General features: G+C 65.4%; 16 protein-coding genes. 4 read left to right on the top strand and 12 right to left on the bottom strand.

Features of this window, described 5'->3' with window-relative positions:
* Nucleotides 1-14 precede the first annotated feature (14 nt).
* The 11 genes from addA to LB552_RS20425 form a co-directional block, all read right to left on the bottom strand.
* On the bottom strand, nucleotides 15-3527 hold the full coding sequence (gene addA / locus LB552_RS20475; protein ID WP_224609784.1) for a double-strand break repair helicase AddA: 3513 nt from the start codon (nucleotides 3525-3527) through the stop codon (nucleotides 15-17).
* On the bottom strand, nucleotides 3524-6643 hold the full coding sequence (gene addB / locus LB552_RS20470) for a double-strand break repair protein AddB (protein WP_224609782.1): 3120 nt from the start codon (nucleotides 6641-6643) through the stop codon (nucleotides 3524-3526). The genes addA and addB overlap by 4 nt, the downstream gene beginning before the upstream one ends.
* On the bottom strand, nucleotides 6640-7362 hold the full coding sequence (locus LB552_RS20465; protein ID WP_224609780.1) for a nucleotidyltransferase family protein: 723 nt from the start codon (nucleotides 7360-7362) through the stop codon (nucleotides 6640-6642). Before LB552_RS20465 ends, addB begins: the two co-directional genes overlap by 4 nt.
* On the bottom strand, nucleotides 7359-8870 hold the full coding sequence (tsaE, locus tag LB552_RS20460; protein WP_224609778.1) for a tRNA (adenosine(37)-N6)-threonylcarbamoyltransferase complex ATPase subunit type 1 TsaE: 1512 nt from the start codon (nucleotides 8868-8870) through the stop codon (nucleotides 7359-7361). The genes LB552_RS20465 and tsaE overlap by 4 nt, the downstream gene beginning before the upstream one ends.
* Before the next feature lie 10 nt (nucleotides 8871-8880).
* A complete protein-coding gene (locus tag LB552_RS20455) occupies nucleotides 8881-11460 on the bottom strand; it encodes a sensor histidine kinase (RefSeq protein ID WP_224609777.1) in 2580 nt (859 codons plus the stop codon).
* 189 nt (nucleotides 11461-11649) lie between these two features.
* Nucleotides 11650-13050, bottom strand: coding sequence for an adenosylhomocysteinase (gene ahcY, locus LB552_RS20450; RefSeq protein ID WP_224609775.1), 1401 nt, complete (start codon nucleotides 13048-13050; stop codon nucleotides 11650-11652).
* A gap of 290 nt (nucleotides 13051-13340) precedes the next feature.
* On the bottom strand, nucleotides 13341-13637 hold the full coding sequence (locus LB552_RS20445) for an HPr family phosphocarrier protein (protein WP_140843515.1): 297 nt from the start codon (nucleotides 13635-13637) through the stop codon (nucleotides 13341-13343).
* A complete protein-coding gene (locus LB552_RS20440) occupies nucleotides 13634-14035 on the bottom strand; it encodes a PTS sugar transporter subunit IIA (protein ID WP_027166957.1) in 402 nt (133 codons plus the stop codon). The genes LB552_RS20445 and LB552_RS20440 overlap by 4 nt, the downstream gene beginning before the upstream one ends.
* 164 nt (nucleotides 14036-14199) lie before the next feature.
* Nucleotides 14200-14661, bottom strand: a complete 462-nt coding sequence (locus LB552_RS20435; RefSeq protein WP_224609773.1) for an HPr kinase/phosphorylase — start codon at nucleotides 14659-14661, stop codon at nucleotides 14200-14202.
* Nucleotides 14662-14674: 13 nt separating this feature from the next.
* Nucleotides 14675-16459 (bottom strand): sensor histidine kinase, encoded by a 1785-nt coding sequence (locus LB552_RS20430; RefSeq protein WP_095767999.1) that lies wholly within the window; start codon nucleotides 16457-16459, stop codon nucleotides 14675-14677.
* Between the two features lie 127 nt (nucleotides 16460-16586).
* A complete protein-coding gene (locus tag LB552_RS20425; RefSeq protein WP_006201274.1) occupies nucleotides 16587-17288 on the bottom strand; it encodes a response regulator transcription factor in 702 nt (233 codons plus the stop codon).
* Nucleotides 17289-17629: 341 nt separating this feature from the next.
* Here LB552_RS20425 and LB552_RS20420 point away from each other — a divergent pair, with 341 nt between their 5' ends.
* From LB552_RS20420 to LB552_RS20405, 4 genes are all read left to right on the top strand, one after another.
* Nucleotides 17630-19240 carry a phosphoenolpyruvate carboxykinase gene (locus LB552_RS20420; RefSeq protein ID WP_224609771.1) on the top strand — a complete coding sequence of 537 codons (1611 nt, stop codon included), beginning with the start codon at nucleotides 17630-17632 and terminating at the stop codon, nucleotides 19238-19240.
* A gap of 82 nt (nucleotides 19241-19322) precedes the next feature.
* Nucleotides 19323-19760 (top strand): alternative ribosome rescue aminoacyl-tRNA hydrolase ArfB, encoded by a 438-nt coding sequence (arfB, locus tag LB552_RS20415; RefSeq protein ID WP_140843521.1) that lies wholly within the window; start codon nucleotides 19323-19325, stop codon nucleotides 19758-19760.
* Between the two features lie 189 nt (nucleotides 19761-19949).
* Complete coding sequence (locus LB552_RS20410; protein WP_224609769.1) at nucleotides 19950-20567, top strand: alpha-ketoglutarate-dependent dioxygenase AlkB; 618 nt, start codon at nucleotides 19950-19952, stop codon at nucleotides 20565-20567.
* 257 nt (nucleotides 20568-20824) lie between these two features.
* The gene (locus tag LB552_RS20405; RefSeq protein ID WP_224609768.1) at nucleotides 20825-21850 is read left to right on the top strand and encodes a glycosyltransferase family 87 protein; all 1026 of its coding nucleotides are present in this window, start codon (nucleotides 20825-20827) and stop codon (nucleotides 21848-21850) included.
* Nucleotides 21851-22260: 410 nt separating this feature from the next.
* On the opposite strand, the gene LB552_RS20400 is transcribed toward LB552_RS20405, so the two are convergent.
* Complete coding sequence (locus LB552_RS20400) at nucleotides 22261-23853, bottom strand: hypothetical protein (protein ID WP_224609766.1); 1593 nt, start codon at nucleotides 23851-23853, stop codon at nucleotides 22261-22263.
* Nucleotides 23854-23931: the final 78 nt, after the last annotated feature.

Raw genomic sequence — 23931 nt, 5'->3', positions numbered from 1 at the left:
AAGCAGTTCTTGTGTCACGCTGCCGTGAGTCGGGCAAGGGCGTCATCCATGGCGGGGGCGGGCAGCTCGATCAGTCGCGGCGCCTCGGTGAAGAGCAGCGCCGCCGTCACCTCGCGGCCCGGATAGAGCGGCTGGAGCAGAGCGCGGTAGAGCGCAAGCTGCAGCACATAGGCCGGCGGCACCTCCGCCAGGTTCCCAGGCGCCGGTCGGTTGGTCTTGTAGTCGATGATCGACACCTTTTCGGGCGTGACCGCCAGCCGGTCGATCTTGCCGGAGATCGAGCGCAGCCTGCCCTTCACCTCGAGGCTGCCCATGACGGCGACCTCCGCTCGGGAGGATTGCGAGAACAGCGCGCCGAAGCGGGTGTCGGACAGGATGGAGAGCACGGCATCCAGCGCCCTGTCGCGCTCGCCATCCGGCCAATCCGCGCCGGCGCGCGCCAGGTAGCGCTCGGCGGCGCCCCGCCTTTCCTCCTCCGCGATGCCGGGCAGCATCTGCAGCAATTTGTGCAGGGCAAGGCCGCGCATGATCGCAAAGCCGGGTTCGGCGGCGGCGTCGAGCACCGGCGAGCGCGTGTCGGGGACGGCTTCTTTCGCCTCGTCGATCAACGCCGAAGCGCCGGAAGGCGAAAGCGGCCGCGGCAGCTCCTCATAGGGCGGGAGCGGCCGGAACAGGTTTTCAGGCAACAGCGCTGTGTGCTCGAACGGCCCTGCCTCGTCGATGCCGGTCAATGCCACCGGGGGCAGCCTGGTCATGTGGAAGCGATGTACCGCCACCTCGGCCGTCGCCGGATGCCGGCGCTCGGAGCTCTCGGGCGCGCCGAGCAACGCGCGGCTGACGATCGAATGCCACGTGCCGGGGCTGGGCTGCCGCTTGCCGTGATAGCCGCAGACGACCAGCCGGTCCTCGGCACGCGTCATGCCGACATAGAGCAGCCGCCGGTATTCGTCGTCGGCAAGCTCGCGCGCCCGGACCGAGGCCGCCTTCGAGACGCCATTGGCGACGTCGCTGGCCGAGCGCCACAGATAGCCCTTGCCTTTCCATTGCGTGCCGGAGCTCTCGAACGGCATCAGCCGCGGCAGATGCTGGTCGCTGAACGGCGCCGAGCCGCCATCGACCAGGAAGACCACCGGGGCTTCGAGACCCTTGGCGGCATGCACGGTCATGACCCGCACCTCGTCGCGCGTCTGGTCCATCTCGCGCTTGATCTCGGGGCCGGCATTTTCCAGCGTCGACAGGAAGGACTCCAGCCCCGGCAGGCCGGTGCGTTCCTCGGTCAGGCAAAAGCTCAGGAACTCGTCGAGGATATCGCCGGCTTCGGGTCCCAGCCGCGCCGTCATCTTGCGGCGCAGGCCGTCGCGCGCCAGCGCGGCGGCGTAGAATTCGAAAACCGGCTTGAAGGCCACTTCGGTTGCCCAGCCATCGAGCCGGCTAACGACAGCGGCGAGGGAAACATCCTCGGCCGCATGTTGCCTGAGCGAGGCGACCAGCGGCTGGCCCTTCGGCCTCGAGCCAGCGAGCGTCAGCAAGGTCTCCTCCGAAACCTCGAAGATCGGGCTGCGCAGCACCGCGGCCAAGGAAAGGTCGTCTTCCGGCTGGATCAGGAAATGTCCAAGCGCGATCAGGTCCTGCACCGCGATATGGCCGGGCAGGCTCAGCCGGTCGGCGCCGGCGACCGGGATCTGCCGGTTCTTGAGGCTGCGCGACAGCGCATGGACGAAACGGTCGCGTTTGCGCACCAGCACCAGGATGTCGCCGGCGGTCAGCTTCCTGCCCTGGCCTTCGATGACCTCGCCGTTGCGCAGCCAGGTCTGGATGGTGGTGGCCACATGCTCGGCGACGCGTACCGCGGGCGCGCTGGCATGGTTGACCGGCAAGGTCCAGTCGTCGGGCTCCTCGACCATTTCGGCGCCGACCGACGGCCACACCTCGACATAGCCCGGCGCATCATTGCGGATAGCCTTGTGGCTCAGCGGATCAGGATCGTGGCTGATGCCGCGCCTGACACCGGGTTCGGCGAAGACGCGGTCAACCGCAGCCAGCACGTCGTCGCTCGACCGGAACGACCAGGTGAGCTTGAGATTGGCGAAGGCGGCCTCCGCGTCGCGCACGCGGCCGGCGAACAACAGCCGGCTTTCGGCAAAGGAATCAGGCGCCGCGCCTTGGAAGGAATAGATCGACTGCTTCTCGTCGCCGACGGCAAAGACAGTTCGGCGCACCGCTTCGCGTTGGCCAAGCCCGGCAAAGAACTCTTCCGTCAGCTTCTTCACCACTTCCCACTGGTCCGGGCTGGTGTCCTGTGCCTCGTCGAGCAGGATGTGGTCGATGCCTTGGTCGAGCTTGAACTGCACCCAGGGGCCGGCGTCCGGTCGCGACAAGAGACTGACCGTGCGGGTGATGAGGTCGTTGAAGTCGAGGAAACCCCGCCCGCGCTTCAACTGCTCGTAGCGCGCGATCAGCCAGCCGGCGACGGTCAGTGCTGCCGCTGTCCCTTCCAGCATGCGGAACAGCGCCAGCCGGTCGGTTACGTCGAGGATTGCCTTCGCCACCACGAAATAGCGGTCCGGCAGGTCGGGCAGGCGGTCGATCAGCGCCTTCCTGAAGATTTTGGGCGGATCGTAGGGGTCGCCGTCCGCACGCAGGAATGCTTTGGCGAGCAGGCGCAGCCGCCGGATCGGATCGGCCTCGGCAAAGGCGCTCTGCGCATAGGGCAGCACATTGTTCAACACTTGCTTGGCGTCGGCTGCCTCGGCGGCACGGGCAAATTCGGCGAGCTGGCCAGGCGAAAAGCCAGGCAGCGGCCACAGCGAAGCAGCGATGTCCTCGGCCGTCTGTCCAGGCCTGAAGCCGAATTCGGCGAACAGTGGCCGGAAGTCCCGATTCTCGCCGAACTTGGAGATGAAACCGCGCAGTTCATCGCGCTTGCCGACGATCTCGGCAAGCAGCGTATCGAGCCCGAACTCGCCGCCGCGTTCCAGCACGGTGGCAAAGGCCTCCGCCAGCCCTTCGACGCCGGCGCCCGCGCCCGAGATCATGTCGCGGCGGGCATCGGCGAACAGCGAGGCCTCCATCTGCGGATCGAGCATCTCGAAATGCGCGGGGATGTTGGCTTCGAGCGGGAACTGGTGCAGCACGGATTCGCAGAAGGCATGAATGGTCTGGATTTTCAGTCCGCCCGGCGTCTCGAGCGCCTCGGCAAACAGCCGGCGTGCGCGCCGCATCATGTCGCGGTCGGCGCCGCGGCCGTCCAGCGCCGCGATCCTGATCGCCAGTTCCGCATCGGGCAGCGCCGTCCATTCCGACAGGGTCGAGAACACGCGGTTCGACATATTGGCGGCGGCAGCCCGCGTGTAGGTGAGGCACAGGATCTTCGACGGGTCGGTGCCGTTGAGCAGGAGCCTGATGACGCGCTGCGCCAGCACATGCGTCTTGCCCGAACCGGCATTGGCCGACACCCAGGCGGAGTAGGCGGGATCAGAGGCGCGCGCCTGGCTGGCGGCGGTATCGGAGGGGATCGGATATTTCATCCTTCCGCCTCGTCCTCGCTGGCGCCGCCGGCCGACCATTCGAGCACCCGCGCCAGATGATCGTAGTCGCCGTCGGCCTCGCCCTCGCGGAAGGGCAGCGCGCGCGACAGATAGCCGGTGGTCGGCTCGGCATAGTGGAAGAGCAGCCGTTCCAGCCGCGCCCAGGCCTCCTCGGAAAGATCGTTGGCGGTGCGGAACTTGCGGTTGTAGTCGAGGATCGATTCCTCGAATACCTCGCCATTCGGCTTCAGCCGCACGAAGGCGAGCTGCGAGGGTTCGCGGATGCCGAGGTTCTTGAAGGCGCCGCGCCTGAGCAACGCGCCCTCCAGCGCGAGCTGCGGCGACAGCAGCGTGTGCGCCTGCGCTTTCGAGGGCGAGGATCCTGTCTTGTAGTCGAGGATGTCGGCCATGCCGCCGGCAAGCAAGTCGACGCGGTCGGCATAGCCGGAAAGCGTCACCCCGGTGCGGCCGACCACCGTCTTCTCAGCGCGCTCCTCGGCGTAGCGCCTTGCGACGGCATCGGCGCGGCCATGCTCCCATTCGATGATGTTCTCGGCGAGCTTTTCGAAACGCGGCCACCAGATAGCCTCGATATCAGGCGGAAGCTTTGCGTCGGCAAAGCAGGTACGGCCCGATTCAATGAGGCTGGCCAGCGCGTTCGGCGCCCTTGGATCCTCGACCCGGCGTGAGAACAAATGCAGGATCTCGTGGAACAGCGTGCCGCGTTCGGCGGCGCCCGGATCGCGGATCAGCGGCTCGAGCGGCATTAGGCCGAGGATGCGCCGCGCATAGACCGCATAGGGGTCGCGGCGCAGCGTCTCGATCTCGGTGACCGAGAAATGCTGCGGGCGCAGGCTGAGCGGCGGCTTCGGCTGCGGGCGGGAGGCAAAATCCTTCTTCTCGCCGGCATCGAGCGCGCGCGCCCAGGCAAGCAGCGCGTCGCCGCGGCCGCGAAGTGCTGACGCCGGCTCCTTGCCGAGGAAGGTCAGGATGCGCTGCAGCCAGCGCGACGGCACCGCCGGCGCGTCGCCGGAGCGCGCCGAACGCGTCAGCACGACCTCTTTTGTGCCCATCGCCATCTGGAAGTCATGCGCGGCAAGGCCGATGCGCCGCTCCGGCGGCTCGAGGTCGATGCCGGTCTTCATCAGCCGCGACATGAAGCGGTCGCTCTCGGGCTTGCGCGGCCAAACCCCTTCATTGAGCCCGCCGATGACCAACATGTCGACATACTGCAGCCGAGCCTCCAGCGCGCCCCAGATGGCGATGTTGCGATCGGTGCCTTGCGCCGGCTTGACCGTCTCCGGCGCGATCAGGGCCTCCATCACGTCGGGCCACTCCAAAGCGGCGAAGGTGAAGGGCGACGACGCCGCCACCAGCCCGCGCAACAGCTCGGCGAGTTTCTCGCCCGCATCGCCGGCATAGAGATCCGCCAGGCCGCCCTCGACGGCGCGACCGAGACTTTCCAGCGCGACCACGCTCGCGCGCGTCAGCGTCGCAATATCGGCGCCTTTCTCGTCGCGCATCGCGGTGAGCGGCAACAGCGACTTGGTAAGGCGGCTAAGCATATCTTGGGCCTGCTCGATGCCGCGCACGGTCAAGCGCGAGAACCAGAAAGGCTGCCTTGTGTCGCCGCTCAGTTCCGCCAGCCGTGTCTCGAACAGCGCACCGAGCGATGCGACATCGGGCCGGCCCGTGCCGCCGCGCAGCGCCACCAGCTCGACGAGCTCGGCAGCCTTGCGCATGGCCTGGCGTTCGAGACCGAGCGCGAGTAGCGGATGCTTGAGCAAGGCAAGCAGGCCTACGGGGTCGCCGGGTCGGAACGCAGCGCTCAGCGCGAGCCTGAGCAGGCTGGCGGCCGGTGTGTTGATTAAAGGCGCGCCGCCGGAATCGTCGGCGACGACGCCGAAACGCAAAAGCTCGGCCGAAACCCGCCGGGCCAGCGCGCGGTCACCGGTGACGAGCGCCGCGCGCTTGCCTGGGGCCTCCACGGCGCGCTTCAGCGCGATGGCGATTGCCGCCGCCTCGTCGCGTTCGTTCGCCGCTTCCACCAGCGTCACGCCGGCCAGTGCCTGTTCGATGTCATATGCCGTGAAGCGCGGCCGCGTCTCGGTCCAGTATTCGGTGGTTTCGGCCGGCCGCAGCGCCTCGCCGACCAGGGCCGCGCGCAACGCAAGCGGCGATGGCGCCGCAACAAGGTCCTCGACGTCGCGGCGCGGAATGCCGATGCCGCCGATCAGCTTGGCGAGGCCGTATTGCGGGTGGCCGAGCGTTGCCGGGCGCGCGCCAGGCGCCGTGATCGCCGCGAAGGATGCGTCGTCCAGGTTGCGGTCGAGCCCGGGCAGCACGACGGCGCCGTTGGGCAGGCCGGCGATCACTGCAAGCAGTTCGGCGGTGGCGGGGATGGAGCCGGTCGAACCGGCGGCAATCACCGGTCCGACCGGCGGAGTGCGCTTCCGCCGCGCCGCCTCCAGCCGGATCAGCGCGCTGCGATGCGCGGCTGGATTGGAGCGGTCGCGCTCCTTGAGCAGTTCCGGCCAGTTGTCGGTGACGATGCCGAGGAAATCGAGCGTCACTTGCCACCAGCCGGCGAGATTGCCGGTGACCAGCGTCGCAAGCTTCGCCCAATCCGTGCCCTCGGTCTCGATCTCATCCATCAGCCGGGCAAGGTCGCGCGCCAGCCAGATGGCGTCGGCGGCCGAGCTCGGCACGACGAATTCCTCGTTGAACCGTGCCCTGACATGGTCCGGCAGGCTTTCCTTCCAGGCGCGCACCAGCGGTGCCAGCAACAGCAACCGCTCCTGCGCGGCGATCGGCGGCGCCAGATCTATCGCCGGCGCGGCTTCGGCGTCGAAGGCCGCCTCGTCCTCGTCGAATTCGCCGAGCGGCCGCACCGTTGGCAGGATGGCGGAGCGTTTCCCTAAAACATCGACGAAGGCGCCGCGCAGCGCACGCGCCGCGCGCCGCGTCGGCACATAGATGGTGGCGTCGGCAAGCGCCAGCGGGTCGCCGTCGAAGCGGAAGCCGGGGATCAGGCGCCCGTCGAGCAACGCCCCCGCCAGCGTCGGCAGGAACGGCGCTCCGGGCGGAATGGAAAAGACGCGGCGCGTGCCGCTCATACCGCCTTCGCTAGGGCACCGGCCACGGCTGCCTCGGCCGCCGAAATGGCGTCCGGCGTGCCGACAGTGATCCAGCGTCCGTTCATCTTCATGCCGAACAGGCGCCCTGCGGCGATCGCCTTGTCGAAATAGACATTGAGCGAATGCGAGCCCATGGGCGCGTCCTTGAAGATGCGCCGATGGATGATGGCGGCGCCGGCATAGATCAGGCCCGCCGGATCACCCTTCGAGCGCCGTAGGGCTCCATCAGGGGCAACAAGGAAATCCGTGCCGACGCAATGCCCGGTCGCTGAGTCGAGATCGGTAAGCATCAGCAGAATATCCATTCTCGCGGCGTCCCATGCAAGGGCAAGACGCTCGAGGCTGGGCTGGCCGCTGTCGATCCAGAATGTGTCGGCATTGACGATGTAGAAGGGCTCGCCCCCCAGAAGCGGCAGCGCTTTGACGATACCGCCAGCCGATTCCAGCAGCGCCTCGCGCTCGTCGGAGATGACGATCTTCGGTGCGCGCCTATGGGCGACATGCGCGACGATCTGCTCGGGCAGATAGTGCACGTTGACGACGGCCTTGGCGACGCCGGCGGCTTCCAGGCTGTCCAGCCCCCAATCGAGCAAGGTCTTGCCGGCGATCTTCACCAGCGGCTTGGGCATCGTGTCGGTGATCGGCCGCATGCGCTTGCCGAGCCCGGCCGCCAGCACCATCGCAGTCGTCGGCTTCATGGGACCCGTTCCTCGAGCAGGCCGTGGGCCATGTAGAAATCCTTCAGGCCGGCCAGCGCCGGATGCGCCAGCGCCCGCCTCAGATAATCGCGGATGCGCGGCAGGTGTTTCAGATAGTAAGGCTTGCCGTCGCGCTTTTCGAGCCGCACGAAGATGCCGAGGATCTTCGAATTGCGCTGCGCGGCCATGATCGCATAGGCCTCGGCGAAGCCGGCCTCGTCGAAAGCGTCGGCGGCGCGCCGCGCTGCGACATAAGCCGCGACGGTGCGCCGCTCGATCTCGGGCGAGACGGTGACGCGCGCATCCATGGCCAAAGAAGCGACGTCATAGGCGGCAGGCCCGATCAGCGCGTCCTGTACATCGACGATGCCCAGCCGGTCGAGGCCGGCGCGCTCGGCCCGCCAGATGATGTTGGGCGAATGGAAGTCGCGCAGCATCAGCGTGTATTCGCTGCCTGCCAGGCGATCGAGGAGCGCGTTCCATACCTCGTGGTAGCCTGCCCGCAACGCGTCGTTTGCCGGTTCGCCGGTGATCCAGGGCACATACCAGTCGACCAGAAGGTCGGCCTCGATCAGCATGGCTTCCCGGTCGAAAGGCGGCACGTCGTGAAATACGCCGGGCGCCGCTTCCAAGCGCGTAGGCCAAGTCTTGCCATGCATCATAGCCAGCAATTCGGCCGCCGCCTCGTAGCGTTTGGCGACGGGCTGACCGTCGCGACCGAGGAAGCCTTCGGAGCCGAGATGCTCGATGAGCAGAAAACCCTGGTCGAGATCCTGGGCATGGATCGCCGGCACGCTGACGCCGGCCCCAAGCAGCGCCCGGTCGATAGCGACGAAGGCGGCGACGGATTGCGCCGTGTGGGCGATCACCGCATAGGGCTTGCCGTAGCGAACCGGCGGCCCGAGCACCAGGCGCGGCGAATTCATCAGCACGCGCGGCGCTTGGCCGGGCAGCGAGACGATCTCATAGGAGCGGGCGGAGGCGTCGCCGACGAAATGACGGCGGCTGGCTTCGCCCCATCCGGCGGAGGCCAGGAAATCGCGCATCGCCAGCGATCGCGCCACGCGCTCGAAAGCCGGTCCCTGCCTGGAAAGCCTCGCCACGCGGCCTTCGCCCTGCTCGGCGAGCTCGACCCACAGCGCGTTTGCCGGCAAACGGTCTCCGGCCCGTTCCGGCCATTCGATGAGCGCCGCGCCTTGGCTTAGCGCGTCGTCGAGGCCGAGCTCGTCGAGCTCGTCCGGAGCGGACAGCCGATAGAGATCGAAATGATGCAGCGGAACGCGCGTCTCGTAGCTCTGCACCAGGGTGAAGGTCGGGCTCGGCACTTCGAGATTGGCGTCGTCGGCAAGCGCCCGTATCAGCGCGCGGGCCAACGTCGACTTGCCGGCGCCGAGATCGCCTTTCAGCGCGATCGCGTCGCCCGCGCGCAACGCCATGGCGAGGTCCTCGCCAAGCCTTGCCGTGGCCGCCTCGTCGGCGAGAAAACGTTCCAACACTGGTTCAGCCATATAGTCCGCGCTACTCGGCCGCGTCGCGGATGCCCGCCGGCGTATCGGGGATTCCGGAAGGCTTGTCCGGGAAGGTGCAGATTACCGTGGTGCCCCTGTCCTGGCCGGTCTCGATGCGCACGGTTCCGCCATGCAGTTCGACGAAGCTCTTGACGATCGAGAGCCCCAGCCCGGCGCCGCGCCGCCGCCCGCCGTTGGCGCGCGGCTCGAAGCGGCGGAAGACCGATTCCAGCACATCCGGCGGCATGCCAGGGCCATCATCATGCACCGAGAACTCGACGCCGTCGGCCAGCCGGCGGCAGGTAAGCCGGATCGTGCTTGCCTCCGGCGCATAATTCGCCGCGTTGCTGAGCAGGTTGTAGAGGATCTGGCGGATGCGGGTCTCGTCGCCATGGAAGCTCGCCGGCGCCTCCGCCGCATCGATCTCGAGCTTGATTTGATGCTCGTCCAGCCGATCGGCGACCAGCTCGGCGGCCGCGGCGATCGTCCGGTCGATGTTCATTTCGGAGATGTCGAGCTGCATGATGCCGGCATCGACGGTCGCCAGGTCGAGGATATCGTTGACGATGGTGAGCAGCACCGATGACGACGAGCCGACATGCTCGACATATTCGCGCTGCTTGGGCGTCAGCGGCCCGGTCGCGGGCAGCGACAGAAGCTCGGTGAAGCCGATAATGTTGGTCAGCGGCGAGCGCAGCTCATAGGAAACGTGCTGCACGAATTCGTTCTTCAGCTGGTCGGATTTCTCCAGCGCCTCGTTCCTGTCCTTCAGCGCCCGCTCGACATTGACGGTGTCGGTGACGTCGACGAAGGTGATCATCACCTGGCCGTTGGGCAGGTGGATCACCGCGTAGCTCAGCACCGTCCCGTCGACGAGCTCGATCTGGCCGCGGCGGTCGCGGCGCTCGTCGTCGAAGCCGGTGACCGCGGCGACGAAGCCGCCCCAGGGGCTGTTCGCGGCGCGCTGGTCGCACAGATCGCGGATCGCCGAAACATGAACGTTCGGCTTGACCGCTTCCACCGTCAGCCCCCACAGCGCGACGAAGGCCGGATTGGACAGGCGCAGCCGCCCGTCCGGACCGAATACGACCACGCCTTCGGCGAGATTGTCCAGCGTCTCGCCCTGCACCCGCACGGCGGTCTGGTAGCGGCTTTCGAGGTCCATCTTCTCGGTCAGGTTCTCGAACACCCAGGTGACGCCGCCCTTCGGCTGCGGGTTCGCCACGACGCGGATCGTCTTGCCGTCCGGCAGGTGCCACCAGTGTTCCTGCGATTCGACGGCGCGATAGGCGCTGAGCAGGTTTTCCTTCCAGCGCCGCCATTCCGGCTGCTCGGCGATCCTGCCTTCGCTGCGCAGCCTGTCGAGCAGCAGCGTGTTGGAGGGAGCGCTGAGCAGGAAGCCCGAGTCGAGACCCCACAGCTTCTGGAAGGCCTGGTTGAAGAAGCGCAGCTTTTCCTCGGTGTCGAAGATCGCCACGGCGGTGTTCAACTGGTCGAGCGTGTCGGCATGGCTGCGCACGGTCCGCTCGTATTCGGCGCGGATCGTCTCGGCCGCGCTGGTGTCGCAGGCGAGCCCCGCCGAACCGTCGGCGCCGGCGAAGTCGGTGACCGCGAACATGCGGCGATCGCCTTCGATCACGGTGGATAGCGTCTGTTCGAAGACCGGGTGCGACTTATGCTGCTCGGCGATTTGATCGCGCGCCTGGCCGCCAAGGAATTCCGTCGCGTCGCGCACGGCCGCGGCGGCGCTTCCTGCTTCCACGGCCTCGGCGTAGGCGCGGTTGACCCATTGCAATCGCCCGTCCGCGCCGCGCAGCCATGCCGGCATCTTCAACGCGTCGAGCAGGCCGATCAAGGTGTCGTAGTCGGCGCTGAGCCGCTGGTTCTCGATCTTCAGCCTGGCCTGGTTGCGCAACGTCTCCGACAGCGAGACGAAACGCACCAGCACATGCGCCGCGCTCTTGCGCCCATGCACCTCCAGCGGCACGCCGGCCTGCGTTTCGATGACCAGGTCGAAGGTCTTCGCCTGTTCGCGCAACGCGGCAACCGCGTGCTCCAATGCCGCCGCGGAGCGCGGCATCAGCCAACGGCCGAAAGCGAGGAAGGCGGACCTGTCGTCAGGCGCGCCGCTTTCCAGCGGCAGGCTGCCGATAAGCTCGGGTTTCTTGTTGTCCGTGGTCCACACGATCAGGCGCTGGTCGCGCAGATTGAGCAGCGCCTCGGAACGCTGCAGCGCAGCGTTGACGTCCGCGATGCGGGCCCTGAGCTGCAGGTTCTGCGAGGCGGTGCGTGCGCGCTCGCGGATAAGGAAGATGGCCGAAACCAGCGCCGCGCCCATGACGCCCACGAACATGGCGAGCTGCATGACCTCGAGCGTGCTGACCGGCGCCGCGGCCTTTGCCGGAATGGCCGTCTCGGCGTGGGCGGCAAAGGCGAGCAGCGGGCCGGCAAGCGTCGAGGTCGCAAGCAGCAAGGCCAGCCGCGAGCCGGCACGAAAACCGCCGCGGCTCACGCCGGGGCCGGCATCATTCGAATCCTCATGGCCGCCGGAAACGGCCTTTCCCGCGCGTGGCGGGTAATCCCCCGGCATGTCTTGGTCCTCTTCGCCGCTTGAATGCAAGACCGCCCTGATGCGTCCCCGGCCCAACATGTCCCCAGACCGCGAATCACAACAATAACGCTTGCTGGAATCGGCGTGAAGAATCATTGGCGCAAAAAATAAAGCCGGATGGAAAGTCAACCACCCGGCTTCAATATATGGTAGATAATTTCGCTTTGGTTAATAGCGGTAGTGTTCAGGCTTGTACGGGCCCTGCGGCGTCACGCCGATATAGGCGGCCTGTTCGCCGGACAGCTCCGTCAGCTTGGCGCCGAGCTTGTCGAGATGCAGCCGCGCCACCTTCTCGTCGAGGTGCTTGGGCAGCACATAGACCTGGTTCTCGTACTGGCCGTGCTTGCTGAAAAGCTCGATCTGCGCCAGCACCTGGTTCGTGAACGAGGCCGACATGACAAAGCTCGGATGACCGGTGGCGTTGCCGAGGTTGAGCAGGCGGCCCTCGGACAGAAGGATCATACGCTTGCCGTCCGGGAAGGTGATCAAATCCACCTGCGGCTTGATGTTGGTCCATTTCAGGTTGCGCAGCGCCGCCACCTGGATCTCGTTGTCGAAGTGGCCGATATTGCCGACGATCACCATGTCCTTCATCGACCGCATATGGTCGAGCGTGACGACGTCCTTGTTGCCGGTGGTGGTGATGACGATGTCGGCGGTGGGCGCGGCGTCTTCCAGCGTCACCACCTCATAGCCGTCCATCGCCGCCTGCAGCGCGCAGATCGGGTCGACCTCGGTGACTTTCACACGCGCGCCGGCGCCGCGCAGCGAGGCCGACGAGCCCTTGCCGACATCGCCATAGCCGCAGACCACCGCGACCTTGCCGGCCATCATGGTATCGGTGCCGCGGCGGATGCCGTCGACCAGCGATTCCTTGCAGCCGTATTTGTTGTCGAATTTCGACTTGGTGACGGAATCGTTGACGTTGATCGCCGGGAAGGGCAGCAGGCCCTTCTTCTGCAGCTGGTAAAGACGGTTGACACCGGTGGTGGTCTCCTCGGTGACCCCGCGGATCGCTTCCCGCTGCTTGGTGAAGAAGCCTGGCGAAGCCTTCAGGCGCTTCTTGATCTGGGCGAACAGGATCTCTTCCTCCTCGCTGCCGGGATTGGACAGCACGTCCTCGCCGGCCTCGGCGCGCGCGCCGAGCAGGATGTACATGGTGGCGTCGCCGCCATCATCCAGGATCATGTTGGAGGTACCGCCATCGGTCCACTGGAAGATCCGGTCGGTGAAGTCCCAATAGTCTTCCAGCGACTCGCCCTTGATGGCGAAGACCGGAATGCCGGCCTCGGCTATGGCCGCGGCCGCGTGGTCTTGGGTCGAGAAGATGTTGCAGGAAGCCCAGCGGATGTCGGCGCCCAGCGCCTTCAGCGTCTCGATCAGCACCGCCGTCTGGATGGTCATGTGCAGCGAGCCGGTTATGCGCGCGCCTTTCAGCGGCTTCTTGGCGCCGAACTCCTCGCGGCAGGCCATCAGGCCCGGCATTTCGGTTTCGGCGATCTCGATCTCCTTGCGGCCCCAGCCGGCAAGCGAGATGTCGGCGACCACATAGTCCTTGCTACCCGTCATGGCAGTGCTCCGGTGTGATTTTTTCTCAAGGCGCGCCGACGCCGGGAGGCGCATGGGAGGGCGCGGTTGCCGGCTTGACTACCAGATCGGTCGCCGCGCGACAATGGGACATAAAGAAATCTTTATGCGCGCATGTCTTCGGAAAAGCGAGATGTTCCGTGAAATCGGCGCAAACGCCGGGGATTGGTTGAAGCCGCCGCGACGACGCGATGGCGTTTCGGCCAATCTCCAAGGCATGCCGCCTGCCAACGCAAACAGAGCCGACCGGTAAAAATCTCTGTGCTGGGGAACTAGATTTCCTCGCCGAAACGTGAGGCGATCAGCTGCTCCAACGCGTCCATGGCCGGCACGGCTTCCGGGCCGCTGGCGATGACGCGGATCGAATAGCCTGGGCTCGCCGCCAGCATCATCAGGCCCATGATCGAGGTGCCGCCGACCTTCACGCCGTCCTTCTCGACATGGATGATGGCGTCGAAGCCGCTGGCGACCTGGACGAACTTGGCCGAAGCGCGCGCATGTAGGCCGCGCTGATTGATGATCGGGAACTCCCGCACCACCTCATCCGTCCGCGGCGCCGATGCGTTCATTTGCTGCTCAGGAGCTGGCTGGCGACGTTGATGTATTTACGGCCGGCCGCTTGCGCTTCGTCGAGCGCGGCGGCCATGTTGTCGCCCTTGCGGATCGAGGAGAGCTTGATCAGCATCGGCAGGTTCATGCCGGCGATGACCTCCGTGCGGCCGGATTCCATCACCGAGATGGCGAGGTTGGAAGGCGTGCCGCCGAACATGTCGGTGAGCACGATGACGCCTGCGCCGGTGTCGACGCGCGCGACTGCGTCGACGATGTCAGCCCGGCGCTGCTCCATGTCGTCGTCGGCGCCGATCGCCACGGTTTCGAAATTGTCTTGCGGCCCGACGACATGCTCTACGGCATGTCGGAACTCGGTGGCGAGTTGACCGTGCGTCACGAGCACGAGTCCGATCATTCTCTGGTGGCTCCCGTCATCGCCGCTTCACAGGCGTATCTTATGTTCGCCGGCCATTCCAGGCGGCGGGAGCGCTATCTTGTCGACGCACGGCCGGTTGACAAGCCCAAAATTGCGGCGGCCCGGGCCATTTTGACGCATCGCAGCAAAAAACCCGGGCCGGATCATGAAAAAGGCTGGATCGACAGCCGCGCCATCAGCATGGGCAACGCGGCGGTGACATTTTGCCGGGCGACATCGACGCGGGGCAGCCGGCATCCGCCGATCGTCTCCGTGGTCTCGTCCTGCAGACGCGCCATGTCCGCCGGTTCGACAAGCCGCGCCACAAGGTCGATCACGGCGGCCGGTTCGAAAGCCAGCGGCCGCGGTCCGATGCCGTGCACCTCGGCGAGGCCGGCGATGCTCGCCGGCGCGCGGCAAACCAGCCGGCCGCTGTGCGCGGCCGCAAACAACTGGTCGTCGCCGACCAGCCGGGCAAAAAGGCCCTGCGCGCGGCAATGATCGACAAGCGCCAGCGCCAGCGTCGTCTTGCCGGCGCCCGACGGCCCGGTGATCAGCACGCCGCGCTCGCCGACCAGTATGGCCGTCCCATGAATGTTGCGGGGCTTTGCGGCGGCGCTTGGCATGTCGATTCGGCGATCAGCCTTCCGCCGGCAGCGTCACCACGAAACGCGCGCCCTTGATCTCGCCGGGCTTGGTGCCTGGGATGTTCTCGGCCGTCAGCGTGCCGCCATGTGCCTCGACGATTTGGCGGCTGATCGACAGCCCGAGGCCGGAGTTCTGGCCGAACGCCTCGCCGGCCGGCCGGTCGGTATAGAAGCGCTCGAAGATGCGGTCGATCTTCTCGGCGCGGATACCCGGGCCGTTGTCGTCGACAGTGATGATGTTGAACTTGCCCGCGCGCGCCAACGAGATCGCGATGTGGCCATGCTCGTCGGGCACGAAGGAACGCGCGTTCTCGATCAGGTTGGTGATGACCTGGCCGATCCTGAGGTCATGGCCGACGACGAAATAGCCTTTGGCGCCGGCCGGCAGCTTGGCGACCTTGAGGTCGATCTCGACGGCCTTCTTGTTGCGCGTCGTCTCGCGCGAGACGGCGATGAGGTCGGTGATGAACTTCTTCAGGTCGACGGTCGCGGCATCGTCGCGCGCCAGCTCGGCATCGAGGCGGGACGCATCCGAGATATCGGTGATCAAGCGGTCGAGCCGCCTCACGTCGTGCTGGATGATCTCCATCAGGCGCGCGCGAGAAGCATCGTTTTTCGCCAAAGGCAGTGTTTCCACGGCGCTGCGCAGCGACGTCAGCGGGTTCTTCAACTCATGCGACACGTCGGCCGCGAAACTTTCGATCGCTTCGATTCTCGCATACAGCGCATTCGTCATATCGCGCACGGCAATGGACAAATTGCCGATCTCGTCCTGACGATCGGAAAAGTCGGGGATTTCCTCGCGGCTCTTGACGCCGCGCCGCACCCTGACGGCGGCGGCTGAAAGCCGGCGCAACGGATTGGCGATGGTGGAGGCGAGCAGCATCGACAGGATCGCGGTGACGAGCGCCGCCACCCCGAACACGCGCAGGATCGCCTTGCGCTCGGCCGCGACGATCTTGTCGATGTCGCCGCCTTCGGTGGACAGCATCAAGACGCCGAGCACGGCGCGGAAGCGCTGGATCGGCACCGCGACGGAGACGATCTGTTCGCCCTGCTCGCTCACCCGCACGATGGTCGAAGGGCTGCCGGTCAGCGCCTTGACCACTTCGGGAAAGGCCGCGCCGTTGCCGCCGGGCTGCTCGTGGTAGACCGGCAGGTCCTTGTTGCGGAAGAAGTCGAAGATGAACTTCTCCACTCGCTCCACGACGCCCGGCTGCTCCTCGTCGACGGGCGGCAGGTCGTAGCGCAGGATCTGGCCGCGCGAATAAAGATGCCGCGAATCGAGCAGCAGGTTGGCGTCGCGGTCATAGATGCGGGCGCGGGTGCGCGTCGGCGAGATCAAGCGTCGTAGCACCGGCGCGACGCGCTCGGGATTGATCGGGAAATCGAGGTTGTCGAGCTGGTCCGACCCCGGCCCCAGGCTTTCGCCCGCCTGCAGCTCCAGCAGCTTTTCCGGATCGATGCTGATCGAATCGGTCTCGACGGTCGCCGAAGCCGCGATGGCGCCGGCGATGATCTCGCCCTGCGTCATCAGGCTTTCGACGCGCGCGTCGATCAGCCCGTCGCGAAAGGTGTTCAGGTAAAGGATGCCGGTGACCAGCACGGCGAGGCCGGCCAGGTTAAGGAACAGGATGCGCCGCGTCAGACTGGAGAAGATGTGATGGCCGAGAAACCGGCGCATCGGCACCGTGATTTTCGAAACGAAGGCAGGCACGATCCGCGGCGGACGCCTTGCCGCGCCCGCCCGTCTGCCTCGCTCTACTTCCACTGCCATCGAATAGCAGGCCCTGTTTAGTTAGTGAGTAGTGAGTAGGCAGTAGGGAAGTGGTTGGCTGACTTCGGCCATGGGTGGCCGCCCGCATCATTCAAAACTGACTACTGACTATTCCCTACTGCCTATCTTACGCTTCGCGGAACCGGTACCCGACTCCGTAAAGGGTTTCGATCATCTCGAAGTCGTCGTCGACGGCCTTGAACTTCTTGCGCAGCCGCTTGATGTGGCTGTCGATGGTGCGGTCGTCGACATAGACCTGTTCATCATAGGCTGAATCCATCAGCGCATCACGGCTTTTTACCACACCGGGGCGCTGCGCCAGCGAATGCAGGATGAGGAATTCGGTCACTGTCAGCGTCACCGGCTCGCCCTTCCAGGTGCAGGTGTGCCGCTCCTGGTCCATCACCAACTGGCCGCGTTCGAGCGAGCGGGCCTGCTGGCTGGGCGCCTTGGCCGCCGCCTCGCGGGCGCTGGTGCGGCGCAGCACTGCGCGCACGCGCTCGACAAGCAGGCGCTGCGAGAACGGTTTGCGGATGAAGTCGTCGGCGCCCATCTTGAGGCCGAACAACTCGTCGATCTCGTCGTCCTTCGACGTCAGGAAGATGACCGGGAGATCCGACTTCTGGCGCATGCGGCGCAACAGCTCCATGCCGTCCATGCGCGGCATCTTGATGTCGAGGATGGCGAGGTTCGGCGGCCGCGCCGCAAGGCCTTCCAGCGCCGACGCGCCATCGGTGTAGGTTTCGACCCGATAGCCCTCGGATTCGAGCGCGATCGACACCGAGGTCAGAATGTTGCGGTCGTCGTCGACAAGCGCGATTGTTGCCATTTCAAGCGGCTCCCTCATGAGCTGTCCCTTCTGTCGTCGAGAAGGGGCTTTTGCAGGACAAATTGGGTACAAAATGTGGCACGGGCCTTGTCCGAAGTCACGGGCGGCCTGCCGTCACACGCCATCGCACCCATAGTGGGATTGGACGAACCGAGCCTGCCAATCCTTTGGGCAACCTCTACGGTTTTTTGCACATATAAACGATTTAAACAACTTTCAAATTTTTTAAATCGATTAATGATTTGATATCATTCGGCTTTTCTGGTTCTGAACCTGACGGCCCCAGCGCGGGCTCCGGGAAGTAACCCGTCAGATGCGGCCAAATCCAGAGAGGAAATTTGATGTCGGAAGCCGGCAAACGCAACCCCGACTGCGCCATCGACGCGATCGGCCTGAAGACAATGGGCATGGTACGCTATAATTTTGGCGCGGCCGAACTCTACGAGGAAGCGATCCGGCGCGGCGAGGCGAGGTTGACCGCGCAGGGCGCGCTGGTCGCCGAGACCGGCCAGCACACCGGGCGTTCGCCGAAGGATAAATTCGTCGTGCGCGACGAGGCGACCGGCGGCCAGGTGTGGTGGGACAACAACAAGGCGATCTCGCCGGGTGAGTTCGAAGCGCTGCTGGCGGATTTCAAGGCACATGCAGCCGGCAAGGACCTCTACGTGCAGGACCTCGTCGGCGGCGCCGACGCCAATCTGAAGCTGCCGACCCGGGTCATCACCGAATTCGCCTGGCATTCGCTGTTCATCCGCAATCTTTTGATCCGTCCCGAAGCCGCGGAGATCGAGCGTTTCGTGCCGCAGCTGACGATCATCGACCTGCCCTCCTTCCGCGCCGATCCGGCGCGTCACGGCACCCGCACCGAAACGGTGATCGCGGTCGACCTCACCCGCAAGATCGTTCTGATCGGTGGTACCTCCTATGCCGGCGAGATGAAGAAGTCGGTTTTCACCATGCTGAACTATCTGCTGCCGGCAAGAGGCGTGATGCCGATGCACTGTTCCGCCAATGAAGGTGCAGACGGCGACGCGGCCGTCTTCTTCGGCCTGTCCGGCACTGGCAAGACGACGCTGTCGGCCGACCCGTCGCGCACGCTGATCGGCGACGACGAGCATGGCTGGGGCCCGCACGGCATCTTCAATTTCGAGGGCGGCTGCTACGCCAAGACGATCAGGCTGTCGGCGGAGGCCGAACCGGAGATCTTCGCCACCACGCAGCGCTTCGGCACGGTGCTGGAGAACGTGGTGCTCGACGCCGGCCGCGTTCCGGATTTCAACGATGGCAGCCTGACCGAGAACACGCGCTGCGCCTATCCGCTGGATTTCATCCCCAATGCCTCGAAGACCGGCCGCGCCGGGCATCCGAAGAACATCATCATGCTGACCGCAGACGCCTTCGGCGTCATGCCGCCGATCGCCAGGCTGACGCCGGCGCAGGCGATGTACCATTTCCTGTCGGGCTATACCGCCAAGGTTGCCGGCACGGAAAAGGGCGTCACCGAGCCGGAGGCGACGTTCTCGACCTGCTTCGGCGCCCCGTTCATGCCGCGCCATCCATCCGAATACGGCAATCTGCTGCGCGAGCTGATCGCCGGCCATGGCGTCGACTGCTGGCTGGTCAACACCGGCTGGACCGGCGGCGCCTACGGCACCGGGCGCCGCATGCCGATCAAGGTGACGCGCGCCTTGCTGGGCGCCGCGCTCGACGGTTCGCTGAAGTCGGCCGAGTTCCGTACCGACGCCAATTTCGGCTTCGAGGTGCCGGTGGCGGTCCCGGGTGTCGACGGCGCCATTCTCGACCCGCGCTCGACCTGGGCGGACAAGGCCGGTTACGACCGCCAGGCAGCGAAGCTGGTCAACATGTTCGCCGTCAATTTCGAGAAGTTCGAACGCCATGTCGACGCGACCATCCTCGGCGCGGCGCCGCGGATGCAGGAAGCGGCTGAATAGCAGTCACTGCCAATGTCTTCCTCCAGGGCCTGGCTCGCGCCGGGCCTTTTCTTTTTGCCGCCGTCGCGTCATGAGTGCGTGCATGGCAAGCGACGACGATATCACCATCTCCGGTGAAGCGGTCATCCGTCCTGGCGACCTGCATGAGGACTTCATCCGCTCGTCCGGTCCGGGCGGCCAGAACGTCAACAAGGTGGCCACCGCCGTGCAGCTGCGCTTCGACGCGGCGAACGCGTCCGGCCTGTCCGAGCGCGTGCGCGAGCGCGCCATCAAGCTGGCCGGCCAGCGCGCCACCAAGGACGGCGTCATCGTCATCGAGGCAGGCCGCTTTCGCACCCAGGAGCAGAACCGCGCCGACGCGCGGGCGCGGCTGACTGCATTGATCGCCAAGGCGGCCGAGCCGCCGCCTCCGCCGCGCAAGAAGACCAGGCCGTCCAAAGGCGCCGTGGAGCGGCGCCTGAAGAGCAAGGCAGGCCGGTCGACGGTGAAGAAGCTGCGCGGTCGGGTGGAAAGCGACTGATCCGGCCAAAGCCGCTGGTTTCGGGTCGCCGCCTTCTTTGAAGGATGGCATGGCTTGGAGCATGATGCCGAACAGTGTGAAGCGGTTTTCGGGACATCATGCCCTATCTCTCTGATTTTAGAGACGGATTCAGATTTCATGTCGAACAGACCCGAAACCATCCGGCTCTAGGGAGCAACGGATCGATTCATGCTCGTTCTGCCCAAAGGCGTCCGCCATATGCCGGGCTACCTCCCGCGCCCGGCCCAGGAAGCGCTGGTCGAGGAGATCAGGCGCGTCGTGCAGGCCGCACCCCTCTACGTGCCGGCCATGCCGCGCACCGGCAAGGAGATGAGCGTGCGCATGACCAATTGCGGCGCGCTTGGCTGGGTGACCGACAAGGAGCGCGGCTATCGTTATCAGCCGACGCATCCGGTGACCGGCGAGCCCTGGCCGGCGATCCCGGAAGCCCTGCTGGAATTATGGCGCGAGGTCTCGGCCTATCCGCATCCGCCCGAGGCATGCCTGGTCAACTTCTATTCGGCGGATGCCAAAATGGGCCTGCATCAGGACCGCGACGAACAGGATTTCGCCGCGCCCGTGGTGTCGGTCTCGCTAGGCGACGACTGCCTGTTCCGGGTCGGCCAGGACAGGCGCGATGGCGGCACCAAGTCGTTCAGGCTGAAGAGCGGCGACGTCGTCGTGCTTGGCGGCGAAGGCCGCCTCGCCTTCCACGGTGTCGACCGCATCTATCCGGCGACATCGGCGCTGCTGAAGAACGGCGGCCGCATCAATCTGACGCTGCGGCGGGTGACGGTGCCTGGCTGAGCATATTGGGGCAAGACGATCTTAAGGACACCTGGGCTACAATCGCGGTTGCTATAACCGAGATCGCCATGCAACCGGATTGGATCAGGACCAGAAGCCTTTTGGACGTGGCCATTGTCACGGTCGTGTCGATCATCGCCGCATGGATGACTTGGTTCTACCTGAGCTTTCTGTGGACCTTGGACAGCCGAGGCTTTTCCGCGCTGTCGCACAGGCTCCCCTACTGGGATTTCACCAACCTCTGGGCAGGTTCGCGCATGGCCATCGAGGGCCACGTTGCCGTTCTCTTCGACGTGGAGGCCTACCGCGCGGCGCTGCGCGCGATGTTCTCACCCGACCTTCCAAATCAGGAATGGAGCTATCCGCCGAACATCCTCCTGCTCGGCGTTCCGCTTGCCACCTTGCCGATTCTGCCCGCCTATCTGATCTGGACGTTCGGGACCGTGCTGTGCCTGTGGCTAGCTGTCCGGCCGCTGAAGCTCGGAGCGGCCGTGGAACTGGCGATTGTCTTGAGCCCGGCGGTTATCTGGAACTCCTTGTTCGGCCAGAACGGCGCGCTGACCGCCGCGCTGTTGATCGGAGGCCTCGCCGTGGCGCCAAGGCGTCCGCTGCTGGCCGGAATCCTGTTCGGCCTGCTGACGATCAAACCGCATCTCGGCATTCTCGTGCCCTTCTGCCTGCTCGCCAGCGGCAACTGGCGCGCCATTCTCGCGGCGATCGGCACCAGCGTCGTGATCGCCCTCGCTACCGGCCTGTTCTTTGGCTTCGATGTTTGGCGCCTGTTCCTGACCGAAACCCGCCCCTTGATGACGGCGATCATGGAGGTGCCTTATCCGCAGCCTTATCAGTACAACGCGATAACGGTGTTCTTCACGGCGAGAGCTTTCGGCGCCGGGGTGACCTCCGCCTATGGTGTGCAGGCGGTCGCAGCCATCGCTTCCATCGCCGCGGCGATCTGGCTCTGGCGGCCGGGCCGCGTGGTCTCCCATCAGGAACGCGTGGTGCTTACCGCTGTCCTCGCAATCCTTGCCACGCCCTATGGCTACACCTACGACGCGATCGGTGTGGCCGTAGCGGTGGCGATGCTCGCCGCGATGGTTTCCAGGCCGCCTCGGCTGATCCTGGCGATTTGCTGGCTCGCGCCTTTCGTCGTGCATTTTTTCACCTGGGGCGGATATTGCGTCGCTGTCCTGATCCCGCTGTTTCTTGCCGCGTGGATGCTGCATTCGATATGGACGAGAGGCCGGAAGGCTGAACTCTCGGGAGAACCGTCCCTAGCCTGAAGCAATTCCAGGATACGTGCGCAGCGATAGGCTCGGCGGCTTTGCCGCAGCCTTCCGTTCGCCGCTGGAAGTATGAAGAATGACGGCCATGTCAATTTGAGGCGGTCGCGGGTCCTCGTGCCTGCTAATTCGGGCGTTGCGCTGTAGCACCCGTACCTCGCCCCGCGCGCACCACGCCATCAATGACATCAGCGGCAGGAAAAGCGCGACGCCGATATGCTCACGCTCGCTGAAACATTGCCGGGAAACAGCGCCGGCATCGCATAGGCGGCGGGGGCAAGCGCGAGAAGCGCCGGTCCTTCCCTGAAACGGGCGGTGCACCCCCGCGGCGGCCAGCATCAGTCCCGCCAGGGCAGCCAGAAAGGAGACATCCTTTAAGCGCCAATTGTTTTCGATCAGCCAGTGCCGTCCTAATTGCGTTCGGCGATATCGCTGCGGATGAACAGGGTTACGGAGGCGTTCTGATAGAGCAGACGATAGTCCTGCAAAGCCTTTGCGATCAAAGGGCTGTCACGCAACGGCGCCGTTGCGTGCGGCTGCGTCAGACGGAGCTTTATCGGTACGTCCGGTCCTGCGGTTCCGTCATCGGCAACGATATCCGGCCGTTTCGTGGCCAACTCACTGGCGATCGCCTGCGTGTAATCCGCGCGCAAGGCTTCGAGCCTGAGGCGGGTCGCGATATCCGGCCCAGACTCGATCAGGACCTGGGCATCATTGACCATCCAGCCGGACGGGTGGCGCCCAACCATGCGAGCGCCGGTCATCCGGACGAGCGGATTGCCGATCTGCAGCGCCGAGCCGATCGATATAAAGGTCGGGTGATCGGCGATCCGGTTGATGGCGGCCGTCGCCGCGTCGAGATCGCCACGCGGTTCGACGAATGCCAGGCCTTGCCGTGGCGCGACGCTCGTTACGAGCAAAAGCAGCCCGAACCCGACACCCGCCTTTGCCAGCACAGGCAGGTCGCGCTGTGGCCGCAACCGGATAAACTGGAGCACAAAGGCCAACATGCCGAGCGTCAGGAACGGCATCGCCTGATAGGTCCAGCCTTTGCCCAAGACGACAAACCCAGGGACATAGCCAACACCTGCCAGCAGCAGAATCTTCGCATCGCGATCGGGCCGGTCAGGGTAGGCCATGGCCAACGTTGCCGCGGCCATGGCCACGAAAATCTTCACCGGCAAGAGCTTCAACATGTCGACGACCGGCAAGCGCATCGGCAAATAGACCTCGCGCAGCAAAGGCAGGACATCGGTGATGAAGGGCTGCATGAAAACCACAAGCACGACCAGATAGGCGACGGTCAACACAGCGCCGAAGACATTCTCGGTTGTCAGCAGAGGCCGCGCCGAGCGTCGCTGCGCGGCAAGGACCAGCACCGGCGCAGCCAGCGCCAGCACGCTGAAGGGCGGTTTGATCATGACGAAAATCGCGGCGCCAATCCCGGCGGCAAGCCGCTCGGCCGTGCTGCCGGCGCGGAAATCCGCTGTCCGGTCGCGTGCCGCAAGCAGCGCCAGCCAAGGCAAAAGGCAGATGACTGCGATTTGTTCGCGCTGGCCGAAATCCGCCGGCGACAGCGCAATCAGAAGAAACACCAGGACCGGAACTGCCCAGACGAATCGCGTCAGCGTTTGGTCGGCACGTACAAGGATTCGAGCTGAAAGCCAGACCGAACCGATTGCCAGCATGCCGAGCCCCACCCAGAGCTCCGCCGAAAGCCCGGTCAACCGCTCAAGAATCAGGAATGGCAGATAGAGCCAGGTCGAAAAGGGCGGATTGGCCTCGGCGACGTCGACATAGAGGCGTTCGCCGCTCAGCACGCGGTCGCCGACGGTCAGCAGCCACGATACGTCGACATTGCCCGGCAAGAGGCGCGAGACGACGATCGCATAGAGAGCGATCAACAATGTTGCGGCAGCCGGCAGGCCAAGGCGAAATGCAGTTCCGGCCTGACGGGGCCGCAGATCGGCCTGCTCGCCTGAAGCAACCAATGGCGCATCCATGCCGGGAGCCTCAATAGCAGTACAGCGTTTGTGGCTTAGTTTCTAACGGACCGGCAGTTAAGCGCGCTTTAACCGGCA

It is taken from the genome of Mesorhizobium sp. CA7 (assembly GCF_020165015.1).
Lineage (GTDB): Bacteria > Pseudomonadota > Alphaproteobacteria > Rhizobiales > Rhizobiaceae > Mesorhizobium.
Note: the sequence above shows the minus strand (reverse complement) of the source record. Positions and strands in the feature narration are given on the sequence as shown.

Coding starts and splice junctions, on each gene's coding strand:
- LB552_RS20465 (WP_224609780.1), bottom strand. CDS start 7,362: ATGAAGCCGACGACTGCGATGGTGCTGGCGGCCGGGCTCGGCAAGCGC.
- LB552_RS20435 (WP_224609773.1), bottom strand. CDS start 14,661: ATGCCAAGCGCCGCCGCAAAGCCCCGCAACATTCATGGGACGGCCATA.
- LB552_RS20425 (WP_006201274.1), bottom strand. CDS start 17,288: ATGGCAACAATCGCGCTTGTCGACGACGACCGCAACATTCTGACCTCG.
- LB552_RS20455 (WP_224609777.1), bottom strand. CDS start 11,460: ATGCCGGGGGATTACCCGCCACGCGCGGGAAAGGCCGTTTCCGGCGGC.
- ahcY (WP_224609775.1), bottom strand. CDS start 13,050: ATGACGGGTAGCAAGGACTATGTGGTCGCCGACATCTCGCTTGCCGGC.
- LB552_RS20410 (WP_224609769.1), top strand. CDS start 19,950: ATGCTCGTTCTGCCCAAAGGCGTCCGCCATATGCCGGGCTACCTCCCG.
- LB552_RS20440 (WP_027166957.1), bottom strand. CDS start 14,035: ATGATCGGACTCGTGCTCGTGACGCACGGTCAACTCGCCACCGAGTTC.
- tsaE (WP_224609778.1), bottom strand. CDS start 8,870: ATGGCTGAACCAGTGTTGGAACGTTTTCTCGCCGACGAGGCGGCCACG.
- LB552_RS20430 (WP_095767999.1), bottom strand. CDS start 16,459: ATGGCAGTGGAAGTAGAGCGAGGCAGACGGGCGGGCGCGGCAAGGCGT.
- LB552_RS20420 (WP_224609771.1), top strand. CDS start 17,630: ATGTCGGAAGCCGGCAAACGCAACCCCGACTGCGCCATCGACGCGATC.
- addB (WP_224609782.1), bottom strand. CDS start 6,643: ATGAGCGGCACGCGCCGCGTCTTTTCCATTCCGCCCGGAGCGCCGTTC.
- arfB (WP_140843521.1), top strand. CDS start 19,323: ATGGCAAGCGACGACGATATCACCATCTCCGGTGAAGCGGTCATCCGT.
- LB552_RS20445 (WP_140843515.1), bottom strand. CDS start 13,637: ATGAACGCATCGGCGCCGCGGACGGATGAGGTGGTGCGGGAGTTCCCG.
- LB552_RS20400 (WP_224609766.1), bottom strand. CDS start 23,853: ATGGATGCGCCATTGGTTGCTTCAGGCGAGCAGGCCGATCTGCGGCCC.
- addA (WP_224609784.1), bottom strand. CDS start 3,527: ATGAAATATCCGATCCCCTCCGATACCGCCGCCAGCCAGGCGCGCGCC.
- LB552_RS20405 (WP_224609768.1), top strand. CDS start 20,825: ATGGCCATCGAGGGCCACGTTGCCGTTCTCTTCGACGTGGAGGCCTAC.